Genomic DNA, 19,130 nt, shown 5'->3' with positions numbered 1-19,130 from the left:
CCTCAGTCGAGGGCGTGGCGGGCGGCGGCGATCCAGTCGGGGTTGCCGGTCCGCTCGGCCACCTCGAGGGCGGTGCGCTGGTGGGCTGCCGCCGCCGCGGCGTCCCCGCGGTAGGCGGCCAGCCGCGCCAGCAGCGTCGCCGTCGGGCCCAGCGAGATCGTCGCCGTCCACGCGCCGCAGACGGTGTCCGCGTGCGGCAGCAGGCCGGCGTAGGCCTCCTCGACCCGCGCGTCGTCCCGGAGGCCCAGCCCGAGGACCGCCCGCAGCCCCAGCAGGACCGGCGTGAAGTAGTCCCGCCCGACCGAGGGCTTCACCGCGGCGAACCGGCGCGCCTCCTCGGTCTGCCCGTCGACCATCAGCGCCACCGCGAGCAGCTCGGCGAGCTCGTCGGGGGCGACGTCGAGCAGGTCCCGCGACTGCGCGATGAGGTCGTCGTAGCGCCCGGCGGTCAGGCGCAGGCAGAAGACCGACACCCACCACAGCGCCTGTGCCTGCCGCGCCCAGAACCCCGTCGAGCCGACGCTCGCGACCGCCGCGCCGTACGCCGCCTCGGCCGCGGCGTAGTCGCCGGCGATCGATGCCCGCAGGCCGCGGTACCAGGTCGCGATCGCGTGCAGCAGCGGCAGCCCGTGGACCAGCGCCAGCCGCTCGGCCTCGGTCGCGTGCTCGTCGGCGGCCTCGAGATCGAGGACGCCGCAGCTGTACTGCACGAGCACCAGCCGGGCGGTCGCCTCGAACAGGCCCAGCTGCTCGCGCTGCGCCAGCTCCAGCAGCTCCCGGCCCAGCTCGCCGCGCTCGGCCAGCCCGCCGTGCCGGTAGGTGTTGATGTAGCGGGCGTTGAGGGCCGAGGCCAGCACGATCGGATCCCCGGTGCTGCGGGCCAGTTGCACCGCCTCCAGGCTCGCCTCGTACCCCCGCGGGTGGACCGCGCCGGCGGTCTCCACGGCGAGCACGCCGAGCAGCCGGGAGCGCAGGTCCGGCCGGTCGGGCAGCGCCGCGACGGTCCGCTCGATCGCCGTCACCAGGGCCGGCTCGGCCGGCGTCTGGCGCGGTGCCCACAGGGTCGGGACGTCGCAGGAGAGCAGCACCTCGGCGGCGACCAGCGGATCGTCCAGCGCGGTCGCGGCCGGCAGGGCGCCGTTGCGCAGCTCGCGGCCGGTGGGCATGTCGCCGGCGAGCGTCGCCGCCCGCGCGGCGCGGGCCACCAGGCGCAGCCGGCCGGCCTCGTCGTCGGGGTGGGCCAGCGCGCAGGCCGCCGCCGCCCGCTGCCACCAGTGCAGCGCATCGCGGTGGGAGAACCGCCGCTCGGCCAGCTCCGCGGCGGCGGCGGCCCAGCGCGCGGTGGCCGCGGCGTGCGACGGGCCGGCCGCCTCCGAGTGGTGGGCCAGCGCGGTGACGTCCTGCGGGCGCAGCCGCTCCAGCGCCTTTGCGACCCGCCCGTGCAGCCGGGTGGCGCGCAGCGACGAGAGGTCCTCGTAGAGCGTGTCGCGCACCAGCGCGTGCACGAACCGCAGCCGGCCGGGTCCGGGCTCCACCAGCAGCCCGCTGACCAGCGCGGACTCCAGTGCGTCGACGACCGCCTCGTCGTCGTCGCGGTCCATCTGCGCGGCGGCGAGCAGGACGTCGACGTCGACGTCCCGGCCGCAGACGGCGGCCAGCCGCAGCAGGCTGCCGGTCTGCGCGGGCAGCGCGGCGAGCCGGGACCGGACGACGTCGCGCACCCCGCCCGGCACCGCGCCGACGTCGGCGCCCGTGGAGACCAGCCGGGCCAGCTCGCGCACGAGGAACGGGTTGCCGCCGGTGCGCTCGGCGATGGCGGCGCGGACTGCGTCGTCGACCGGCGTGGCCGACACGTCGTCGACCAGCCGGCCGACCGCCTCGTCGTCCAGGCCGGCGAGCGTGAGCCGCACCGGCGAGCGGCGGGCCAGCGCGGCGAGCACCGCGTCCAGCTCGGCCAGCGGCTCGGGCCGGGTGGCGACGACGACCAGCAGGGCGACGTCGGGCAGCGCCGCGACCAGGTCCAGCAGCAGGGACGCCGTCTCCTGGTCGGCGCGGTGCAGGTCGTCGAGGACGACGAGCAGCGGCGCCTGCGCCGCGAGACCGCCGAGCCATTCGGCGACCGCGCGGTGCAGCCGGAACCGCGACGCCAGCGCGTCACCGGCCTCGTCGGCGGGGGCGTCCTCGAGCAGCGGCGCCAGCCGCGCCCGGTCGGCCGGCGGGTGCGCGCGGGCCAGCCGGCCCAGCGCCTCGGTCCACGGCCAGCCGCTCGGCGCGCCCTCGGGTCTCGGGGCAGCGGGCCAGGCACGTCGTCCAGCCCGTGGCGCCCAGCTCGGCGGCGAGCGCCTCGACCAGCGCCGACTTGCCGCTGCCGGCCTCGCCGGTGACGACGGCGACCGCCGGCCGTCCCGCCGCCGCCCGTGTCGCGGCGTCGCGGAGCTCGGTCAGCTCGGCGTCCCGGCCGACCAGCGCCGGCCGTGGCACGTCGTCCGGCGTCCTTGTGCTCTGAGTGCGCCCTGCACTCAGAGCACCAGCGCGGGTGGCAACGGGTGGGGAGCCGGGGTGCATGAGGTGCGGCGCCTGGGCCAGGACGTCGTCCTCCAGCGCGCGCAGCGCCGGGCCCGGGTCCACCCCGAGCTCGTCGGCCAGCCGCGCGCGGACCTCCCGCAGCGCGGCCAGGGCGTCGGCCTGCCGCCCGGCGCGGTAGAGACCCAGGGCGAGCAGCCGCCAGCCCTCCTCGCGCAGCGGGTGCTCGGCCACGTGCGCCCGCAGCCGGGCCAGCGGGTCGGCGCGGCCGGGGGCGGCCAGCGCCGCGGCGGCCCACCGTTCCACCGCGGTCAGCCGCAGCTCGTCGAGGCGGGCGGCCTCGGGCGCGCACCACGGCTCGTCGGCGTACTCGGCGTATGCCGGACCGCGCCACAGCTCCAGCGCGGCGGCGTAGCGGTCGCGGGCGGCGGCGGGGTCGTCGTCCGCGAGCCGGTCGCCGTCGGCGAGCAGCCGGGCCGCACGCAGCGCGTCGACGGCGTCGTCGTCGGGGCGCAGCGCGTAGCCCGGGGGCACGGTGAGCAGCAGCCGGGCCGGCGTGCGCGGGGGCCGGTCGGGTTCGAGCGCGCGGCGCAGGTGGCTGACGTGCGCCTGCAGGGCGGCCTGCGCGCGGGGCGGGGTCTCGGCGTGCCAGAGGTCGGCCACCAGCAGATCGGCGGGGACGACGGCGCCGCGGGAGACCAGCAGCCGCGCGATCACCGAGCGCTGCCGGTGGCCGCCGAGGTCGACCGGGGCGCCGTCCCGGGTGGCCCACACGCCGCCCAGCACCCCGAATGCGACCGTCATAGCGGGCGGCAGCCTACGTCCTAGTGGCGCGCAAGTAGCTCCCCAGCGCTCCCCGCCACCGTGTGCGCCATGACGACGATCGTTCCTCCCGCCGCCGTGACGGACGCCGCGACTCCCCGCACCGCCACTGCCCGCACCGCCGTCGACCTCACCGGGTTCACCCTGGCGCACCGCGCGCTGCGCTCGGGCACCCGCCTGCTGGCCGACGCGGTCGACGGCATCGCCCGCGACGACGCCTGCGACGCCGACCGGCAGCGCGGGATCGTCGCGTTCGCCGGGGCGGTGCTGACCGAGGTCCGCGCGCACGTCGAGCGGGAGGACGCCGCCCTGTGGCCGCTGGCCGTGCAGTCCCCGGACGGGTGGGCCGACCTCGCTCCGCTGGCCGCGCAGCACGCCGAGTTCGCGGAGCTGCTGACCGGGGCGTGGTCGGCGCTGCGGATCTTCGCCCGCTGCCCCAGCTCCGGGGCGCCGCACCTGGCCCCGGTGCTCGGCCGGCTCGCCGACCTGGTCGAGGAGCACCTCGCCGAGGAGGAGGCACGGGTGTTCGGGCAGCTCCGGCAGCACGTGACGCGGACCGAGCTCGACCGCTGCCGGACGCGGCTGCGGGCGGGCACCCCGACCGCGCGGCTGCGGTTCCTCGTGCCGTGGCTGGCCGACCAGTGCCACCCGGCGGAGCTGTCGGCCGTGCTGGCCGAGGCCGACCCGCGTGCCCGCCTGCTGCTGCGGGTCGGGCAGCGGCGCTACGCCCGGGCCCGCGACGCCGTCCTCGGCGCGTGAGCGGAGGGGATCCGTGCGCGTGACGCGCACGAATCCCCTCCGACCTACCTCAGTTCCTTGCGGAGGATCTTGCCGGCCGCGGACTTCGGCACGGCCTCGATGAAATCGACCGCACGGATCTTCTTGTGCGGCGCGAGCCGGCTGCCGGCGTACTCCATGACCGCCTGCTCGTCGATCGTCGAGCCGGGGGCGCGGACGATGAACGCCTTCGGCAGCTCCTCGCCGGTCTGCTCGTCCTTGACGCCGATGACCGCGGCGTCGGCGATGTCCGGCGAGGAGAGCAGCACGGCCTCGAGCTCGGCCGGGGCCACCTGGTAGCCCTTGTACTTGATCAGCTCCTTGACCCGGTCGACGACGGTGTAGCAGCCGTGCTCGTCGACGACCGCGACGTCGCCGGTGTGCAGCCAGCCGTCGGCGTCCAGGGTGTCGGCGGTGGCCGACGGGTTGTTCAGGTAACCCTTCATCACCTGCGGTCCGCGGACCCACAGCTCGCCGCGCTCGCCCTCGGCGGCGTCGCTGCCGGTCTCGGGGTCGATCAGCCGGCACTCGGTGTTCGGGATCGCGAACCCGACCGAACCCTTGGGCACCTCGGTCACGCCGGCCGGCAGCTGGCCGGGGTCCGGTGTCGTGTGCGAGACGGGAGACAGCTCGGTCATGCCGTAGCCCTGCGCGACCGTGACGCCGGTGTCGGCGCCCCTGCGCAGCCGCTTCTCCGCCGCCAGCGCCAGGTCGGCGTCCAGCGGCGCGGCGCCGGACATGATCGAGGTCAGCGAGGAGAGGTCGTACTGGTCCACCACCGGGTGCTTGGCCAGGGCCAGCACGATGGGCGGCGCCACGAACGCACGGGTGATCTTGTGGTCCTGGATGGTGCGGAGGAAGTCCTCGAGGTCGAACCGCGGCAGCGTGACGACGGCGCCGCCCCACGCCAGGCCCTGGTTCATCAGCACGGTCAGGCCGTAGATGTGGAAGAACGGCAGGACGGCGATGATCCGCTCGTCCGCGGCCAGCTGGATCAGCGGCCGGCACTGCGACACGTTGGCCACCAGGTTGCGGTGGGTCAGCATGACGCCCTTCGGCAGGCCGGTCGTGCCGCTCGAGTAGGGCAGCGTGACGAGGTCGTTCGCCGGGTCGATGTCGACCTGCGGCGTGGGCGCCTGGCTGCTGAGGAGGTCGACCAGCGAGGCATGGCCCTCGGCGCCGTCCATCACGACGATCTCGTCGACCGGCGTCTTCTCGACCGCGGCGGTCACCCGGTCCAGGAACAGCGAGATGGTGATGATGATCTTCGCGCCGGAGTCGCGCAGCTGGAAGGCGATCTCCTCGGGCGTGTAGAGCGAGTTGATCGGGCTCATCACGCAGCCGGCCGCGGCGATGCCGTGGAAGACGACCGGGTACCAGATGGTGTTCGGGCAGAAGACGGCGACGACGTCCCCCTTGCGCAGGCCGCGCTCGTGCAGGGCGGCGGCCAGCCGGTCGACGTAGCCGGCCAGCTGGCCGTGCGTGATGACGTCGCCCTTGAGGCCGTCGATCAGCGCCGGGGCCTCCGGCCGCTCGCGGCCCGCGGCCAGGACGAATGCGGGGACCGACAGGTCGGGGATGTCGACGTCGGGAAAGGGGCTGGCCAGCGCCACGGGGGTGTCCTCCTCGTTGATGACTGTGGCGCCAGTCTCACATCGCGGCGGCCCGCGGTTACCGCCGGGTCACTTCGGCCAGAGGACCGACTGGGTGCAGCGGAAGAGCGCGATCGTCTTCCCCGTGGCCTCGGCGCGGACGGTCGCGTCCCACACCTGCGTCGTCCGCCCGGCGTGCGCGTTGGTGGCGACGACGCCGATCCGGCCCTCGCGCGCCGTCCCCAGGTAGTTGGTCTTGAGCTCGATCGTGGTGAAGCCGGTCGAGCCCTCCGGCAGCAGGGCGCGGGTGCCCAGACCGCAGGCGGTGTCGGCCAGCCCGACCACGGTGGCGGCGTGCAGGTAGCCGTTGGGTGCCAGGATCTCGGGGCGGATGTCGACGTAGGCCTCGATGCGGCCCGGCTCGTGCGCGGTGAAGACGAGGCCGAGCAGCCCGGGCAGCGTGCCCGGGAGCAGGTCGTTGAGCTGCTCGACGGTGTGGAACCCGGTGGCGGCCATGCCGGGCAACCTAACGCCGCCGCGCTTTCTGTACCGAAAGCCCGGGGGCTTTCGGTACAGAAAGCCCGTCCTTCAGGCCGAGGCGGTCTCCCAGAGCCCGATCACGTTGCCCTCGGGATCTGTGACGTAGGCGGTGAAGCCCATGTCGCCGACCGGCGTCTTCCCCACGACGGTCGACCCACCGAGCTCACCCACCCGTTCCAGGGCGACGTCGATGCTCTCCACGTCGACGACGATCACCGGCCCGGGCGCGGCGCTCATCGACCGCGACAGCATGCCGCCGTTGATGAAGCCCGGCTCGGTCGGTCCCTGGTCCCCGCTCGGTCCGGACATGACCAGCGTGTAGTCCATGCCCGGCATCTCCTGCAGCTGCCAGTCGAACGCCTCCTTGTAGAAGCTGCGTGCACGGTCCCCGTCGTCGAAGGGGATCTCGAAGTGCACGACCCGGCCGCTCATCTCGCCACCTCCTGTCGTCGGACGACACGACGGCGGCGACGCTATGCCCGGACGGCGTTCCGCGGGAGGACGGCGTGCACGCCGAACACCTGGTTGGCGACCTGGGTGACCCGCAGGTCGACCACGACGCTGGCCAGCGCCATCGCGTCGGAGCGGGCGAGCCCGTGCAGCGCCCCGATCAGGCCGAGCATCGCGTCCAGCGCGTCGGCCGCCGCCTCGTCCAGGTCGTCGCCGAGGCCCATCGCCACCCAGCCGGCCGGGGTGTCGGCGACCGGGGTGGTCAGCGGCCGGCCGAACAGGTCGGGCCGGACGTCGAGGGTCAGGTCGGCGCGCACCATCGGGCACTCGATCGCCGTCCCGCTGACCTCGCCGTCCCCCTGCGCGGCGTGCCCGTCGCCGACCGAGAACAGCGCGCCGTCCACCGGGACGGGCAGGTAGAGCGTGGCGCCGGCGACCAGCTCGCGGCAGTCGAGGTTCCCGCCGTGCCAGTACGGCGGGATCGTCGAGTGCCTGCCAGGCTCCGCCGGCGGCATCCCCATCACGCCGAGGAACGGCCGCAGCGCGACGGTGCCCACGGAGCTGGAGGCCGTGCCGGCGGCGACGTCGATCTGCCAGGGGACGACGGCGGGCTGCTCGACGCCCAGCCGGACGTTCCAGGCCGTGGCGCGGGCCCCGGCGAAGGTGGTGCCCCACGGTCCGGGGACGACGTCGTCGACGCGGACGGCGAGCACGTCGCCGGCCCGGGCGCCGCGGACCTCGACCGGCCCGGTCAGCGCGTGGCCGGCGCCCGCGGTGTGCTCGGGCACCCGCTGCCGCTCCCCGCCGGTGTACGGCCCCGCCGACCAGCCGGAGTCCAGGGTGGCGAAGCGGACCGTCGTCCCCGGGTCGACGGTGAGCACCGGCGGGAGGTCCCGGTCGAACCAGCCGTGCAGCGTGCGGGCGTCCGGCTCGAGCAGGGGGACGGCGTTCATGGCCCCATCCTGCGCGGACCGGATTCCGGCGCCGGAAGCTATCCGCCGGACCGCGGCAGGTAGTGGTCGAAGAACAACCGGCTGGTCAGCTCACCGCGGCTGCGGACGCCCGTCTTCTCGAACACGCTCTTGAGGTGGTCGGCGACCGTCCACGGCGAGAGCCACAGCAGCCGGGCGATCTCGGCGTTGCTGTGCCCGCGGACGGTGAGCGCGACCACCTCGGCCTCGCGGGCGGTCAGCCGGTAGGCGTCGCTGAGCAGGGCCGCCACGTCGGCCGGCCGGGACGGCTCCACGACCAGGCTCACCGTCGCGTCGGACATCCGCTCGGCGTGCAGGGTGAGCCAGCGCCCGGTGCGCGACCGCAGCCGGCAGCGGGCCACGCGCTGCCGGGCCAGGGCGCTGCGGGCCAGCGAGGCGACGACGACCGGCACGCCGTCGAGCGCGCTGTCGTCGATCTCGGCCAGCCAGCGCCGGGCGGACGGCGTTCCGGACTCGATGCCGACGGTGCGCTCGGTCAACGCCAGGAGCACCACCCCCGGTGCGTCGTCCGCTCCCGCCGTCGCCACCGCCTCCCGCAGTTGCGCGGCCCGCAGGGCCGCGGCGATGCGGGGCCCGAGCGCGGCGAGCAGGTCGGCCTCGCCGGGGGTGAAGTCGGGGACGTCGCCGCCGCGGAGCAGGATCATGGCGCCCCAGGGCGTCCGGCCGTCCCGGTGCACCAGCCGGGCCTCGTGCGGCAGGCCGGAGGGCTGCAGGACGTCGCGGAACCGGGGGCTGCGCAGCGGATCGGGCCCGGTCAGCTCCGACAGGACGGCCACCGGCCGCTCGGCGCGGGCCACGTCGCGGAGCCGGCCGACGTCGGCCTCCGGCCCGAACTCGAGCTCGAGCAGCCGCGGCAGCACGGGCATCGGCAGGCCCTCGGCGTGGAAACCGCCGGTGGGCAGCGCGGTGACCGGGTCGAAGCTCATCGCGCACCAGCGGTCGAACGGCAGCGCGGCGGAGAGCGCCCGGGCCACCGCGCGCTGCAGGCCCGTCGGGTCCGCCTCACTCCGGCAGATCCGCTCCACCTCGGCCAGCACCCGGCGCCGGCGGTCCATGGCCGAAGTCTCCGCCGCGGCACCTTCCGGCGGAATCCCCCGGACCAGGGATGGCGGTCTCAGATCCGCGGTGCGGACTCCTCGGCCCGCTGCTTGAGGCCGGCGGCCTCCATCTGCAGGTAGCGACGCGTGAGGCCGCCGTAGAGCCGTCCCACCAACCCGCCGAGCAGGCCCTGCTGGTCGACGGACAGGGTGACCGCCGACCCTCCGGGCCGCGCGGCGACGGAGTGGTCGGCGCGGGTGCGCACGCCCGGGTTCGTGGCCGTCCAGGTGAACCGCTCGCCGTCGACCAGGTCGGAGACGGTCCACACGGTGGTGCCGATCCTCGGCTGCCGGAGGCGCACCCGTGACCCGACCTTCAGCGGTTCCGTGCCCAGCCGGCGCACCGAGGTGACCGACCGCGTCCACTCCGGCCAGGACTCCACGTCCGTGAGCACCGCCCACACCACCTCCGGTGGCGCGTCGATGTCCACCGTGATCTCCGCCCGCATGAGCGCAGTGTCGCCGCTGCGCGGCCGGCGGGGGAGATCCCTGGAACGAGGGATGGCCGCTCGTCCCCCCGAGGCGCACGGTCGGCCCCGACCGAACCGCTCCCGCTGCCCGAGGAGACCGACATGTCCACCGCCACCGCGCCGGCGTTCACCGGGACGCTGCTCACCCCGGACTCGGCCGGCTACGACGAGGCCCGCCGGCTCTGGAACGGCGGGATCGACCGGCGGCCGGCCTTCATCGCCCGCTGCACCAGCGCCGCCGACGTCGTCGCCGCCCTGGCCTTCGCCCGCCGGCACGACCTGGTGGTCGCCGTCCGCGCCGGCGGGCACAGCATCCCCGGATGGTCGGTCTGCGACGGGGGCCTGGTCGTCGACCTGTCCCCGATGACGGCGGTGACCGTCGACCCCGTCGCGCGGACCGCCGTCGTAGGCCCCGGGGTCACCTGGGCCGGGTTCGACGCCGCCGCCCAGGCGCACGGGCTGGCCACCCCGGGCGGGGAGGTCTCGCACACCGGCGTCGCCGGGCTGACCCTCGGCGGCGGCATCGGCTGGCTGAGCCGGCTGCACGGGCTGGCCTGCGACAACCTGCTCGCCGTCGAGCTGGTCACCGCTGACGGGGAGATCCGGTCGGTCGACGATGCGAGCGACCCGGAGCTGATGTGGGGGCTGCGCGGGGGCGGCGGCAACTTCGGCGTCGTCACCGCCTTCACCTTCCGGCTGCACCCGGTCGGCCCCGTGTACGGCGGCCCGGTGTTCTTCCCCGGCGACCGGACGGCGGACGTGCTGCGGCTGTTCCGGGAGCTGGGCGCCACCGCCCCCCGCGAGCTGTCGCTGGTCACCGCCCTGGTGACCGCGCCCCCGGCACCGTTCGTGCCGCCGGAGCTGGTGGGGCACCAGCTGGCCGGGCTCTCCACGGCCTGGATCGGCGATCCGGCCGACGGCGAGCGCGCGCTGGCGCCGCTGCGGACCGCGCTCGGCCGGCCGGTCGTGGACCTGCTCGGCGTGCTGCCCTACACGGCGCTGCAGCAGTCGGTCGACGCCAGCGCGCCGTGGGGCATGCGCGGCTACGTGAAGAGCGACTTCCTGGACGAGCTCGACGACCCGGCGATCGAGGCGCTGGCCGAGGCGGCCGCCGGCCGCGGGCACCCGCAGTCGCACGTGCTGCTGCGCCGGCTCGGGGGCGCGGTGGCCGACCGGGCCGGCGACGCGACGGCCTTCGCCCACCGCCAGGCCGCCTCGATGTCGCTGATCCTGGGCGCGTGGGACGCCGACGCGGATCCGGCACCGGAGACCGCGTGGGCGCGGCGGACCTGGGCATCCACCCGCCGGCTGGCGGCCGGCACCTACGTCAACCACCTGGAGGACGAGGGGCAGGACCGGATGCGCGAGGCGTATCCGGCGGCCACGTGGCGGCGGCTCACCGCGCTGAAGGCGCGGATGGACCCGGACAACGTCTTCCGGCACAACCAGAACATCCCGCCCCGGGTGGCCTGACCGCGGTCGGCGGCCGGCCGCTCAGGCGAGGCCTCGGGTGGTGCGCGCCGGCGGCCGGGCGCCCTGGACGGACGCGACCATGTCGAGGGTCTGCCGGGTCGGGGCGACGTCGTGCGCGCGGAACACGCGGGCGCCCAGCCAGGCGCTGACCGCGGTGGTCGCCAGGGTCCCGGTCAGCCGCTCCTCGAGCGCGACGTCCAGGGTCTCGCCGACGAAGTCCTTGTTGGACAGCGCCACGAGCACCGGCCACCCGGTGCCGACCAGCTCGCCGAGCCGGCGGGTGGCCTCCAGCGAGTGGCGGGTGTTCTTCCCGAAGTCGTGGCCCGGGTCGATCATCACCCGGTCCCGCGCGACGCCCGCCGCGACGGCCGCCGTCGCCAGCGCCGTCGTCCGGGCGACGATGTCGGCCACGACGTCGTCGTAGGTGATGCGGTGCGGGCGGGTGCGCGGCGGCAGCCCGCCGGCGTGCGTGCACACGATCCCCGCGCCGGCCGCGGCGGCGACGTGCGCCAGCTGCGGGTCCACGCCGCCCCAGGCGTCGTTGACGACGTCCGCGCCCGCGGCCAGTGCCTCCTTCGCCACCTCCGCCCGCCAGGTGTCGATCGAGATCGGCAGCGCCGGGTGGGCGGCGCGGATCGCGGCGACCAGGTCGACGGTCCGGCGGATCTCCTCGGCGGCGTCCACCTCCTCGCCGGGGGCCGCCTTCACGCCGCCGACGTCCACCATGTCGGCGCCCTCGGCCACCACCCGGTCGACCCGCTCGAGGGCCGCGGCCATGGCATAGGTGGCGCCGCGGTCGTAGAACGAGTCGGGTGTCCGGTTCACGATCGCCATCAGCACGAACGCGCCGTCTGGCACGTCCAGCGCACCGACCCGGAGCAAGCCCGCCCACCTCCGCCGACGACCGTGTGGTGGAGTCAGCCAACCAGACCGTGCCGGAGGGGACAGCGCAGATGGCTCAGACCCCGCTCGAGGGCGTCGAGGGCTCCAGCAAGCCCGCCTGCGTGGCGACGACGGTCTCCCGCCGTTACCTGTGAAGGGTGATTTTTCGGGCCGAAGCGCGGCGCTTCGGCCCGAAAAACCACTGTCTTCAGTCGACCAGGGCCTGGTAGACGAGGGCGCGCAGGTAGGTGCGGACCGGCAGCGTGGACGACGGCATGAGCTGCGTGTAGAAGGTCACGGTCAGGTCCTCGACCGGGTCCACCCAGAACGCCGTCGACGCCGCGCCGCCCCAGTTGTACTCACCGAGGCTGGAGACCACGCCGTAGCGGGCCTGGTCGATCACGGTCGCGAAGCCGAGGCCGAAACCGACCCCGCGCAGCGGCGTCTCGGCGAACAGCGGCCGCCCGAAGGTCTCCAGGTCGGCGTTGCCCGGCAGGTGGTTGCGGGTCATGTGGTCGACGGTGCGCGGCCCGAGCAGCCGGCCGCCGTCGTGCTCGCCGCGGCGGCGCAGCATCTCGACGAAGCGCAGGTAGTCCGCCGCGGTCGAGACCAGCCCGCCGCCGCCGGAGAGGAAGTGCGGCTTGGCCAGGGCGAGCGCGCCGAGCGCGTCCAGCGGCTGGATGCCGACCGGCGGGCCGAGCGGGTTCTCCCGGACCGGCGCGTAGAGCCGGGCCAGGGACGCCGGGTCGTCGTCCTCCCGCAGCCCGAAGCTCGTGTCGGTCATGCCGAGCGGGGCGAAGATCCGCTGCTCGAAGAACTCGTCCAGCGACTGCCCGGACACGACCTCGACCAGCCGGCCCAGGACGTCGGTGGAGACGCCGTAGTTCCACTCGCTGCCGGGCTGGAACAGCAGCGGCATCGAGGCCCACTGCTCGGAGCAGGCCGCCAGGTCGAACCCCTCCGGCACCCACCACTCGTGCCCCGCGGTCCGGTACATCTCGTCGACCGCGTGCGCGTGGTGGAAGCCGTAGGTCAGCCCCGAGGTGTGGCTGAGCAGGTGCCAGACCCGGATCGGCTCGGTCTGCGGCTCGGTGACCGGCCGCTGCGCGGAGCCGGCGACGTAGACCCGGGTGTCGGCGTACTCGGGCAGCCACTGGGTGATCGGGTCGGTCAGGAGGAACGCGCCCTCCTCGTAGAGCATCATCGCGGCCACCGAGGTGATCGCCTTGGTCATCGAGTAGATCCGCCAGCGGGTGGTGGTCTCCACCGGCAGGCCGTCCTCGACGTGCCGCTGCCCGCCGATCCCGACGTGGGCCAGCCGGCCGTGCCGGGCGACGGTGACGAGGAAGCCGGGGAGCAGCCCCTCGTCGACGTAGCGGGACAACCGCCGGTCCAGCCGGTCCAGGCGGTCGGGGTCGAGGCCGACCTCCGCGGGATCGATGTCCACCTTCAGCTCGGCTGCCACGTGCACCTCCGCGTCGCGCGCCGTCCCCCGTCGGACGACGCCTGCCCCCGCATCCTCACCCACGCGACGTGGCGAGGGACACAGGGGCAGGCGCCGGTCGATCAGACCGGGACGTTGCTGGCGGCCTTCTTCAGGTTCGAGCCCGCGGTGACCTTGACCGTGTTGGCGGCCGGGATGTCGATCGACTCACCCGTCTGCGGGTTGCGGCCGGTCCGCGCGGAGCGCTGCGTGCGCTCCACGGTCAGGAGGCCGGAGACGGCGACCTTCTCGCCGCGGGTGATCGCCTCGACGAGCTCGTCCTGCAGGCCGTCGAGGACCGAGTTCACGGTCGAGGCCGGGACGTCGGCGCGCTTGGCGATGGCAGAGACCAGTTCGCTCTTGTTCACAGGGTTCCTCTCGTCGGTGTGACAGCTGGCTTCCGGGCGCGGCGCGGGACCGGCCCCTTCCCTGGACGCGACAGCGCCGGCAGGGAGTTCCCCCGGGCCCGCGGGATCTCGCGGACCGCCCGGATGCGGTCCGACCTCGGCAGCAAGGTCGGACCGGGGGCACGCTGCCATGCCGACCGGGGGTCTCGCCAGCCCGGACCTCGGGAAATCCCTGATGTCACAGGCGTTTCGCTCCCTTGCGAGGCCCCGGCGCGGGCGCCCTCGGGTCGCCGTCCTAGCGTGGGAGGGTGCCTGTGATCCCCGGGACCGATCTGGACGTCAGCGACCTGTGCCTGGGTGCGAACGTCTTCGGCTGGACGGCGGACCAGCCGACGTCCTACGCCGTCCTCGACCGCTACCTCGACGGGACGCCCGGCACGCTGCGGCCGTTCGTGGACACCGCGGAGAGCTACGGCAACGGCCGCTCGGAGCAGATCCTCGGCGCGTGGATGGCCGAGCGCGGCGTCCGCGACCGCGTCGTCGTCGCCACGAAGGCCTCGAAGCTGGACAAGGAGCACCCGCTGTCGGCGGCGGAGATCCGGACGGCGGCCGAGCGGTCCCTGCGCAACCTGCAGACCGACGTCATCGACGTCTACTACGCGCACCGCGACGACGAGACGACGCCGCTCGAGGAGACGCTGACCGCCTTCGACGAGCTCGTGACCAGCGGAAAGGTGCGCTACGTCGCGGCGTCGAACTACTCGGCGGCCCGGCTGGGCGAGGCGATGGAGACCTCGGAGCGGCTCGGGGTCACGCGTTACGTGGCGCTGCAGCCGCATTACAACCTGATGGAGCGGCCGGTCTACGAGGACGGGCTGCGCGACGTCGTCGCCCGGTACGGGCTGGGCAGCTTCCCGTACTACGGGCTCGCCCGCGGCTTCCTCACCGGCAAGTACCGCGCCGGGGAGCGGATCGACTCACCGCGCGCGGAGGGCGCGTCGAAGTACGTGGGGGAGAAGGGCGACCGGGTGCTGGCCGCGCTGGACCGGGTGGCCGGGGCGCACGGCGTGACCGGCGCCGCGGTGGCGCTGCGCTGGCTGGCCGACCAGCCGACGGTGGTGGCGCCGATCGCCAGCGCCCGCAATGTGGAGCAGCTGGCCGACCTGCTGCCGATGCAGGACCTCGTCCTCACCGACGACGAGGGCGCCCTGCTGACCGACGCCTCGGCGTAGTCGCGGAGGAGATCCGTGCGCGTCACGCGCACAGATCTCCTCCGCACCCTCACGCGATGCGGTCGCGGACGGCCTGCACCAGCTCCGGGGTGACGTCGTGGACGCCGTGGTCGGCGGCGGCGTGGCCCGCGACCTGCGCGAGGATGCCGCTCTCGTCGGCGGCCGAGAACCGGGCGTTGCACCCGGGGATGACGTCGCCGCAGGCGAAGGTCTTCATTTGGGGACTCCTTGTCACGGGGCCGAGCCGCCCGGTCGGGCGGTCGGGGTCTGTGTCGGTCTCCCGGCCCGCCCTACTTCGCGTGCCGGGCCGAGGCGAGGTCCTCGACGCGCAGCAGGCCGAGGACGGCGCCGGTCGGGTCGGTGCACAGCACCGGGTCGAAGCGCTGCGCCGGCGGCCGGGTGAGCGCCCGCTGCAGGGTCTCGGCGATGTCGGCCGACGGGTGCACCCGCAGCGACACCGGCGCCAGGTAGACCTCCGCCGTCCGCAGGTCGCGCAGCAGCAGGGCGGTGGGCTCACCGAGCGGTCCGACCAGGACGGCCGGCGGCGGCTCGGCGCCGTCCCCGCCGGACTCGACCTGGCGCACGGGGCGCAGCAGGCTGGCCACGCTCTCGGTCAGCTGGGCGCGGGCGGCCTGCGCCTTGACCAGCCGGACCACCTCGGGCGCGAGCGGGGCGAACCCCGGCGCCGGCCGGCCGAGCACCCAGCCCTGGCCCAGCGGCACGCCCAGGCGCATGAAGGCGGCCAGCTCGCCGGCGGTCTCCAGGCCCTCGGCCAGCAGCCAGGCGTCGATCCGGCCGGCGAACTCGCCGACCATCTCGGCCAGGGCCACGCGGACCGGGTCGCTGTCGGCGTCGGTCACCAGCGCCCGGTCGAGCTTGACCACCTGCGGGCGCAGCTCGGCCATCTGCTGGAGCCCCGAGTAGCCGGAGCCGGCGTCGTCCAGGGCGATGAGGGCGCCGCGCTCGCGCAGCTCCGCCGTCTGCCGCTTGAGCGCGGCCAGGTCGTCGACCGGCGTGTGCTCGGTCAGCTCGACGACGACGCGGTGCAGATCGCGGCGGGTGGCCAGCGCGTCCTGCACCGGGTCGGTGCCGAGCAGGTGCGGGCTGACGTTGACGGTCAGGAAGGTGTTGTCGGGCAGGTCCGGGACGGCGGCCAGGGCCTTGTGGATCGCCAGCGCCTCGAGCTCGGCACCGAGCCCCGCCTCCGCGGCCGCGCGGAACCAGACGTCCGGGCCGGCGGTGCCGGGGAAGCGGGCGAGCGCCTCGTACCCGGCCACGGTGGCGCCGGCGAGATCGACGATGGGCTGGAAGGCGAGGGTCAGGTCGTCGGGGGTCGCCAGCAGCGGCCGGCAGTCCGGCAGGGCGAGCACACGGGTCCCCGGCATGGGGAGGGCATCGGCCCCGGGCCCGCGCTCGTGAACTGCGGCGGGACGGCGTCTCACCCTCCCGGGTGACGCGGCGCGGCGTCACTCTGCGGCACGATGCCGTTCCGGCCGGCGCGCATGACAGCATGGACGGCGATCCGGGCCAGCACCGCGCCCATCCGCGAGTCCGAGGGGAGACGACGCGTGTCGGCGCTGCCTGCCCCCTCGACCTCCGACGTCCTGCGGGACGCGCACCGCATCGCCAGCGCCCGCCGGCTGCTGGTGGAGGTGCCCGGCCCGGCCGCGTTCGACCGGCTCTCCGCCCTCGCCGCCCGGCTGGTGGGCGCCGGCCACGCCAAGGTCACCCTGTTCACCGACCAGGACACGGTCATCGGCGGCTACGGCCTGCCGGCCGGCGTCATCGGCGGTCCGGCGCTGCTCACCGGCGCCCTCTCCGAGATCGTCGTTCGCCAGGGCGCCCCGATGAACATCCCCGCGGCGCAGGAGGACGAGCGCGTCGCGCACCTGCCCGCCGTCACCTCCGGTCAGGTGCAGGCCTATCTCGGCGCCCCGCTGGTCGCCGCCTCGGGGCACGTCGTCGGCGTCCTCGCGGTCTACGACCCGGTCCCGCGGACCTGGACCGACGACGCCGCCCGGCTGCTGGAGCAGCTGTCGGCCTCGGTGGTCGCCGAGCTCGAGCTCTCCGCCGCGCAGTCGGCGGTCGGGGCGACGTCGGCCCGGCTGGACGTGGCGCTGGAGGCCGGCTCGGTCGGCATCTGGGAGCGCGACCTGCGCACGGGCACCGTCTTCTGGGACGAGCGCTGCGCGGGCATCTTCGGCTTCGACGGCGCGGTCGAGCTGGAGTCGCTCGACCAGCTGATGAGCCACATCCACCCGGAGGACCACGCCGCCGTCCAGGCCGAGATGCAGACGGCCCTCGCCGAGCGGGGGACGTTCCTCGTCGAGTGCCGGGTGCTGCGCACCGACGGAGCGGTGCGGTGGACCGTCTCGCGGGCCCGCGTCGTCGTCGACCCGAGCGGCCGGCCGGTGCGCGTCCTCGGCACGGTCGTCGACGTCACCGACGCCCGGGAGCAGGCCGAGCGCCGGCTGACGGCGGTCCAGCGCGCGGCCGCGATCGCCGAGGTCGCCGCGGCGCTGGCCAACGCCACCCGCATCGAGGAGCTGGCCGACGTCGCCCAGCGCGGCGCGCAGGTGCTCGGCGCCAGCTCCAGCGCCCTGGCGGTGTTCGACCCGGACGGCGGTCCCCTCCGGCTGCACCTGACGCACTGGCTGGTCGACGCGGCCCGCACCGGCGCCGACGTCGAACTCCCGCCCAACGGCATCGAGATCGAGCTCGACGACTCCCTGCCCACCCAGTACGCCGCCCGCCACGGCCGGCGGGTGTTCCTCTCCACCCCCCAGGAGGCCCGCGCGCAGTTCCCGCGGATGGAGGAGATCACCGCCGTCCTGGGCGTGCACGCGCTGGCCGCGCTGCCGCTGCGGGTGGAGGGCCGGGTGCTCGGCAGCTTCGTGGTCGTGTGGGCGACGGAGCACCCCTTCGCCGGCGACGACCTCGAGGTGCTGGAGGCGCTCGCCGCGCAGATCGCCCTCTCGGTCTCCCGGCTGCAGGCGGCGGCCGAGCGGGCGGCGGCGGTGGCCGCGATGGCCGAGGCCAACCGGCACCTGCAGCTGCTCGCCGACGCCGGCCAGGTGCTCTCGGGCACCCTCGACATCGCCGCGCAGATCGAGCAGCTGGCCGGCCTCGTCGTCCCGACCCTGGGCGACTGGTGCTGGCTGGTCGTCACCGACGACCAGGGCCGGCTGCACGACATGGCCTCCGCGCACCGGGACCCCCGCAGGGCGGGGGAGCTCGAGGAGTACGTCCGGTCGATGGTGACCTCGATGACCGACCAGGCGGCGGCCCGGGTGGTCACGAGCACGGGCCGGCCGCTGGTCATGCCGGAGATCGACTGCGCGCGGGTGGAACGGGCGCTGCCCGACCCGGCGGCGCGGGAGGCCCTCGCGCGCCTCGGCGCGGCCGCGGGCGCGGTCGTCCCGCTGGTCGCGCGCGGCCAGACGCTGGGTGCGCTGGGGCTGTTCACCGGCTCGCGGCGCGGCCCGCTGTCGCAGGCCGAGGTGGACACCGCCGTCGAGGTGGGCCGCCGGGCCGGCCTGGCGCTGCACCACGCCCGGCTCTACGGCCAGCAGCGGGCGCTGGCGGAGACCCTGCAGCGCAGCATGCTCACCGCCCCGCCGGAGCCGGACCACAGCGAGATCGTCGTCCGCTACGTCCCGGCCGCCGCCGGCGCGGAGATCGGCGGCGACTGGTACGACGCGTTCCTGCAGTCCGACGGGGCCACCGTGCTCGCCATCGGCGACGTCGTCGGCCACGACAGCCGGGCGGCCGCCGCGATGGGCCAGGTCCGCGGCCTGCTGCGCGGGATCAGCTACACCAGCGGCTCGTCGCCGGCCGAGACGCTGACCCAGCTCGACCGCGCCGTCCGTGGCCTGGCGCTGGACACGATGGCCACCTGCCTGGTCGCCCGCATGGAGCAGGACGGGCCGGCGGGGACGACGTGGCTGCGCTGGGCCAACGCCGGCCACCCGCCGCCGCTCGTGCTCGGCGCCGACGGCGACGTCCGGGTGCTCGACGACGGCCGGGCGGACCTGCTCCTGGGGGTGGCCCCGGACACCAGCCGCACCGACCGCGTGGTCGAGGTGTCCCGCGGGTCGACCGTGCTGCTCTACACCGACGGGCTGGTCGAGCGACGGGACCGCGACATCGACGCGGGGACGGCGGAGCTGGTCGAGGTGCTGCGCGGCTGCGCCGGGCTGCCGCTGGCCGAGATGTGCGACCGGGTGCTCGCCCGGCTGTTCCTGCCCGACGCCGAGGACGACGTCGCCGTCCTGGCCGTGCGCCTGCACCCGCAGGACCGGCTGCGGCCGCCGGAGGCCGGCCCGCAGGAGGTGCCGCCGGGCATCGAGCCGTCGCCGCCGGTGCGCGGCTGATCCATCGCCGCCCGGGGGCGGTGACAGGGGCGGCCGCGGCTCACTAGCGTGGCCGCCACCGGTCTCGCCCAGGGAGT

General features: G+C 75.5%; 18 protein-coding genes. 5 read left to right on the top strand and 13 right to left on the bottom strand.

Translation table 11 applies throughout. The features are described 5' to 3' along the window. Positions 1-2: 2 nt before the first annotated feature. Positions 3-1,940, bottom strand: coding sequence for a hypothetical protein (locus tag ACWIYF_RS27195; protein WP_448625946.1), 1,938 nt, complete (start codon positions 1,938-1,940; stop codon positions 3-5). Between the two features lie 214 nt (positions 1,941-2,154). Further along, positions 2,155-3,327: a BTAD domain-containing putative transcriptional regulator gene (locus ACWIYF_RS27190; RefSeq protein WP_448625945.1), complete on the bottom strand. Its 1,173-nt coding sequence runs from the start codon at positions 3,325-3,327 to the stop codon at positions 2,155-2,157. 69 nt (positions 3,328-3,396) lie between these two features. Here ACWIYF_RS27190 and ACWIYF_RS27185 point away from each other — a divergent pair, with 69 nt between their 5' ends. Further along, entirely contained in the window at positions 3,397-4,104 is a 708-nt protein-coding gene (locus ACWIYF_RS27185; protein ID WP_448625944.1) for a hemerythrin domain-containing protein, read from the top strand. Positions 4,105-4,148: 44 nt separating this feature from the next. Here the strand turns inward: ACWIYF_RS27185 and ACWIYF_RS27180 are convergent, their stop codons facing one another. The 6 genes from ACWIYF_RS27180 to ACWIYF_RS27155 all read right to left on the bottom strand — a co-directional run bounded on the left by ACWIYF_RS27180 (position 4,149) and on the right by ACWIYF_RS27155 (position 9,242). Next, positions 4,149-5,735: a 4-coumarate--CoA ligase family protein gene (locus tag ACWIYF_RS27180; protein WP_448625943.1), complete on the bottom strand. Its 1,587-nt coding sequence runs from the start codon at positions 5,733-5,735 to the stop codon at positions 4,149-4,151. Positions 5,736-5,804: 69 nt separating this feature from the next. Continuing rightward, entirely contained in the window at positions 5,805-6,230 is a 426-nt protein-coding gene (locus ACWIYF_RS27175) for a PaaI family thioesterase (RefSeq protein ID WP_448625942.1), read from the bottom strand. A gap of 72 nt (positions 6,231-6,302) precedes the next feature. Beyond that, entirely contained in the window at positions 6,303-6,686 is a 384-nt protein-coding gene (locus ACWIYF_RS27170; protein WP_448625941.1) for a VOC family protein, read from the bottom strand. Positions 6,687-6,727: 41 nt separating this feature from the next. After that, entirely contained in the window at positions 6,728-7,657 is a 930-nt protein-coding gene (locus ACWIYF_RS27165; protein ID WP_448625940.1) for an acetamidase/formamidase family protein, read from the bottom strand. Between the two features lie 38 nt (positions 7,658-7,695). After that, positions 7,696-8,751: a helix-turn-helix transcriptional regulator gene (locus ACWIYF_RS27160; protein WP_448625939.1), complete on the bottom strand. Its 1,056-nt coding sequence runs from the start codon at positions 8,749-8,751 to the stop codon at positions 7,696-7,698. A gap of 59 nt (positions 8,752-8,810) precedes the next feature. Continuing rightward, a complete protein-coding gene (locus ACWIYF_RS27155) occupies positions 8,811-9,242 on the bottom strand; it encodes an SRPBCC family protein (protein WP_448625938.1) in 432 nt (143 codons plus the stop codon). Positions 9,243-9,365: 123 nt separating this feature from the next. Here ACWIYF_RS27155 and ACWIYF_RS27150 point away from each other — a divergent pair, with 123 nt between their 5' ends. Further along, positions 9,366-10,736, top strand: coding sequence for an FAD-binding oxidoreductase (locus ACWIYF_RS27150; RefSeq protein WP_448625937.1), 1,371 nt, complete (start codon positions 9,366-9,368; stop codon positions 10,734-10,736). 21 nt (positions 10,737-10,757) lie between these two features. Here the strand turns inward: ACWIYF_RS27150 and folP are convergent, their stop codons facing one another. After that, entirely contained in the window at positions 10,758-11,618 is an 861-nt protein-coding gene (folP, locus tag ACWIYF_RS27145) for a dihydropteroate synthase (protein ID WP_448625936.1), read from the bottom strand. Positions 11,619-11,647: 29 nt separating this feature from the next. Between folP and ACWIYF_RS27140 the strand changes: the two genes are divergently transcribed. Next, positions 11,648-11,773: a hypothetical protein gene (locus ACWIYF_RS27140; RefSeq protein ID WP_448625935.1), complete on the top strand. Its 126-nt coding sequence runs from the start codon at positions 11,648-11,650 to the stop codon at positions 11,771-11,773. Between the two features lie 53 nt (positions 11,774-11,826). Here ACWIYF_RS27140 and ACWIYF_RS27135 read toward each other — a convergent pair whose 3' ends face one another. After that, positions 11,827-13,083: a serine hydrolase domain-containing protein gene (locus ACWIYF_RS27135; RefSeq protein WP_448625934.1), complete on the bottom strand. Its 1,257-nt coding sequence runs from the start codon at positions 13,081-13,083 to the stop codon at positions 11,827-11,829. 101 nt (positions 13,084-13,184) lie between these two features. Then, a complete protein-coding gene (locus ACWIYF_RS27130) occupies positions 13,185-13,640 on the bottom strand; it encodes an HU family DNA-binding protein (protein WP_448625933.1) in 456 nt (151 codons plus the stop codon). A 116-nt stretch (positions 13,641-13,756) separates the two neighbouring features. Here ACWIYF_RS27130 and ACWIYF_RS27125 point away from each other — a divergent pair, with 116 nt between their 5' ends. Further along, entirely contained in the window at positions 13,757-14,680 is a 924-nt protein-coding gene (locus ACWIYF_RS27125) for an aldo/keto reductase (protein WP_448625932.1), read from the top strand. A gap of 49 nt (positions 14,681-14,729) precedes the next feature. On the opposite strand, the gene ACWIYF_RS27120 is transcribed toward ACWIYF_RS27125, so the two are convergent. Together ACWIYF_RS27120 and ACWIYF_RS27115 are read right to left on the bottom strand one after the other, a co-directional pair. Further along, positions 14,730-14,897: a DUF1059 domain-containing protein gene (locus tag ACWIYF_RS27120; RefSeq protein ID WP_448625931.1), complete on the bottom strand. Its 168-nt coding sequence runs from the start codon at positions 14,895-14,897 to the stop codon at positions 14,730-14,732. A gap of 73 nt (positions 14,898-14,970) precedes the next feature. Continuing rightward, positions 14,971-16,065: an EAL domain-containing protein gene (locus ACWIYF_RS27115; RefSeq protein ID WP_448625930.1), complete on the bottom strand. Its 1,095-nt coding sequence runs from the start codon at positions 16,063-16,065 to the stop codon at positions 14,971-14,973. 183 nt (positions 16,066-16,248) lie between these two features. On the opposite strand from ACWIYF_RS27115, the gene ACWIYF_RS27110 reads away from it, so the two are divergent. Next, positions 16,249-19,053 carry a SpoIIE family protein phosphatase gene (locus ACWIYF_RS27110; RefSeq protein WP_448625929.1) on the top strand — a complete coding sequence of 935 codons (2,805 nt, stop codon included), beginning with the start codon at positions 16,249-16,251 and terminating at the stop codon, positions 19,051-19,053. Positions 19,054-19,130 lie beyond the last annotated feature (77 nt).

Source organism: Geodermatophilus sp. URMC 64 (assembly GCF_053502555.1).
The sequence above is the reverse complement of the archived record's forward strand: the minus strand, read 5'-3'. Positions and strand labels throughout refer to the sequence as shown.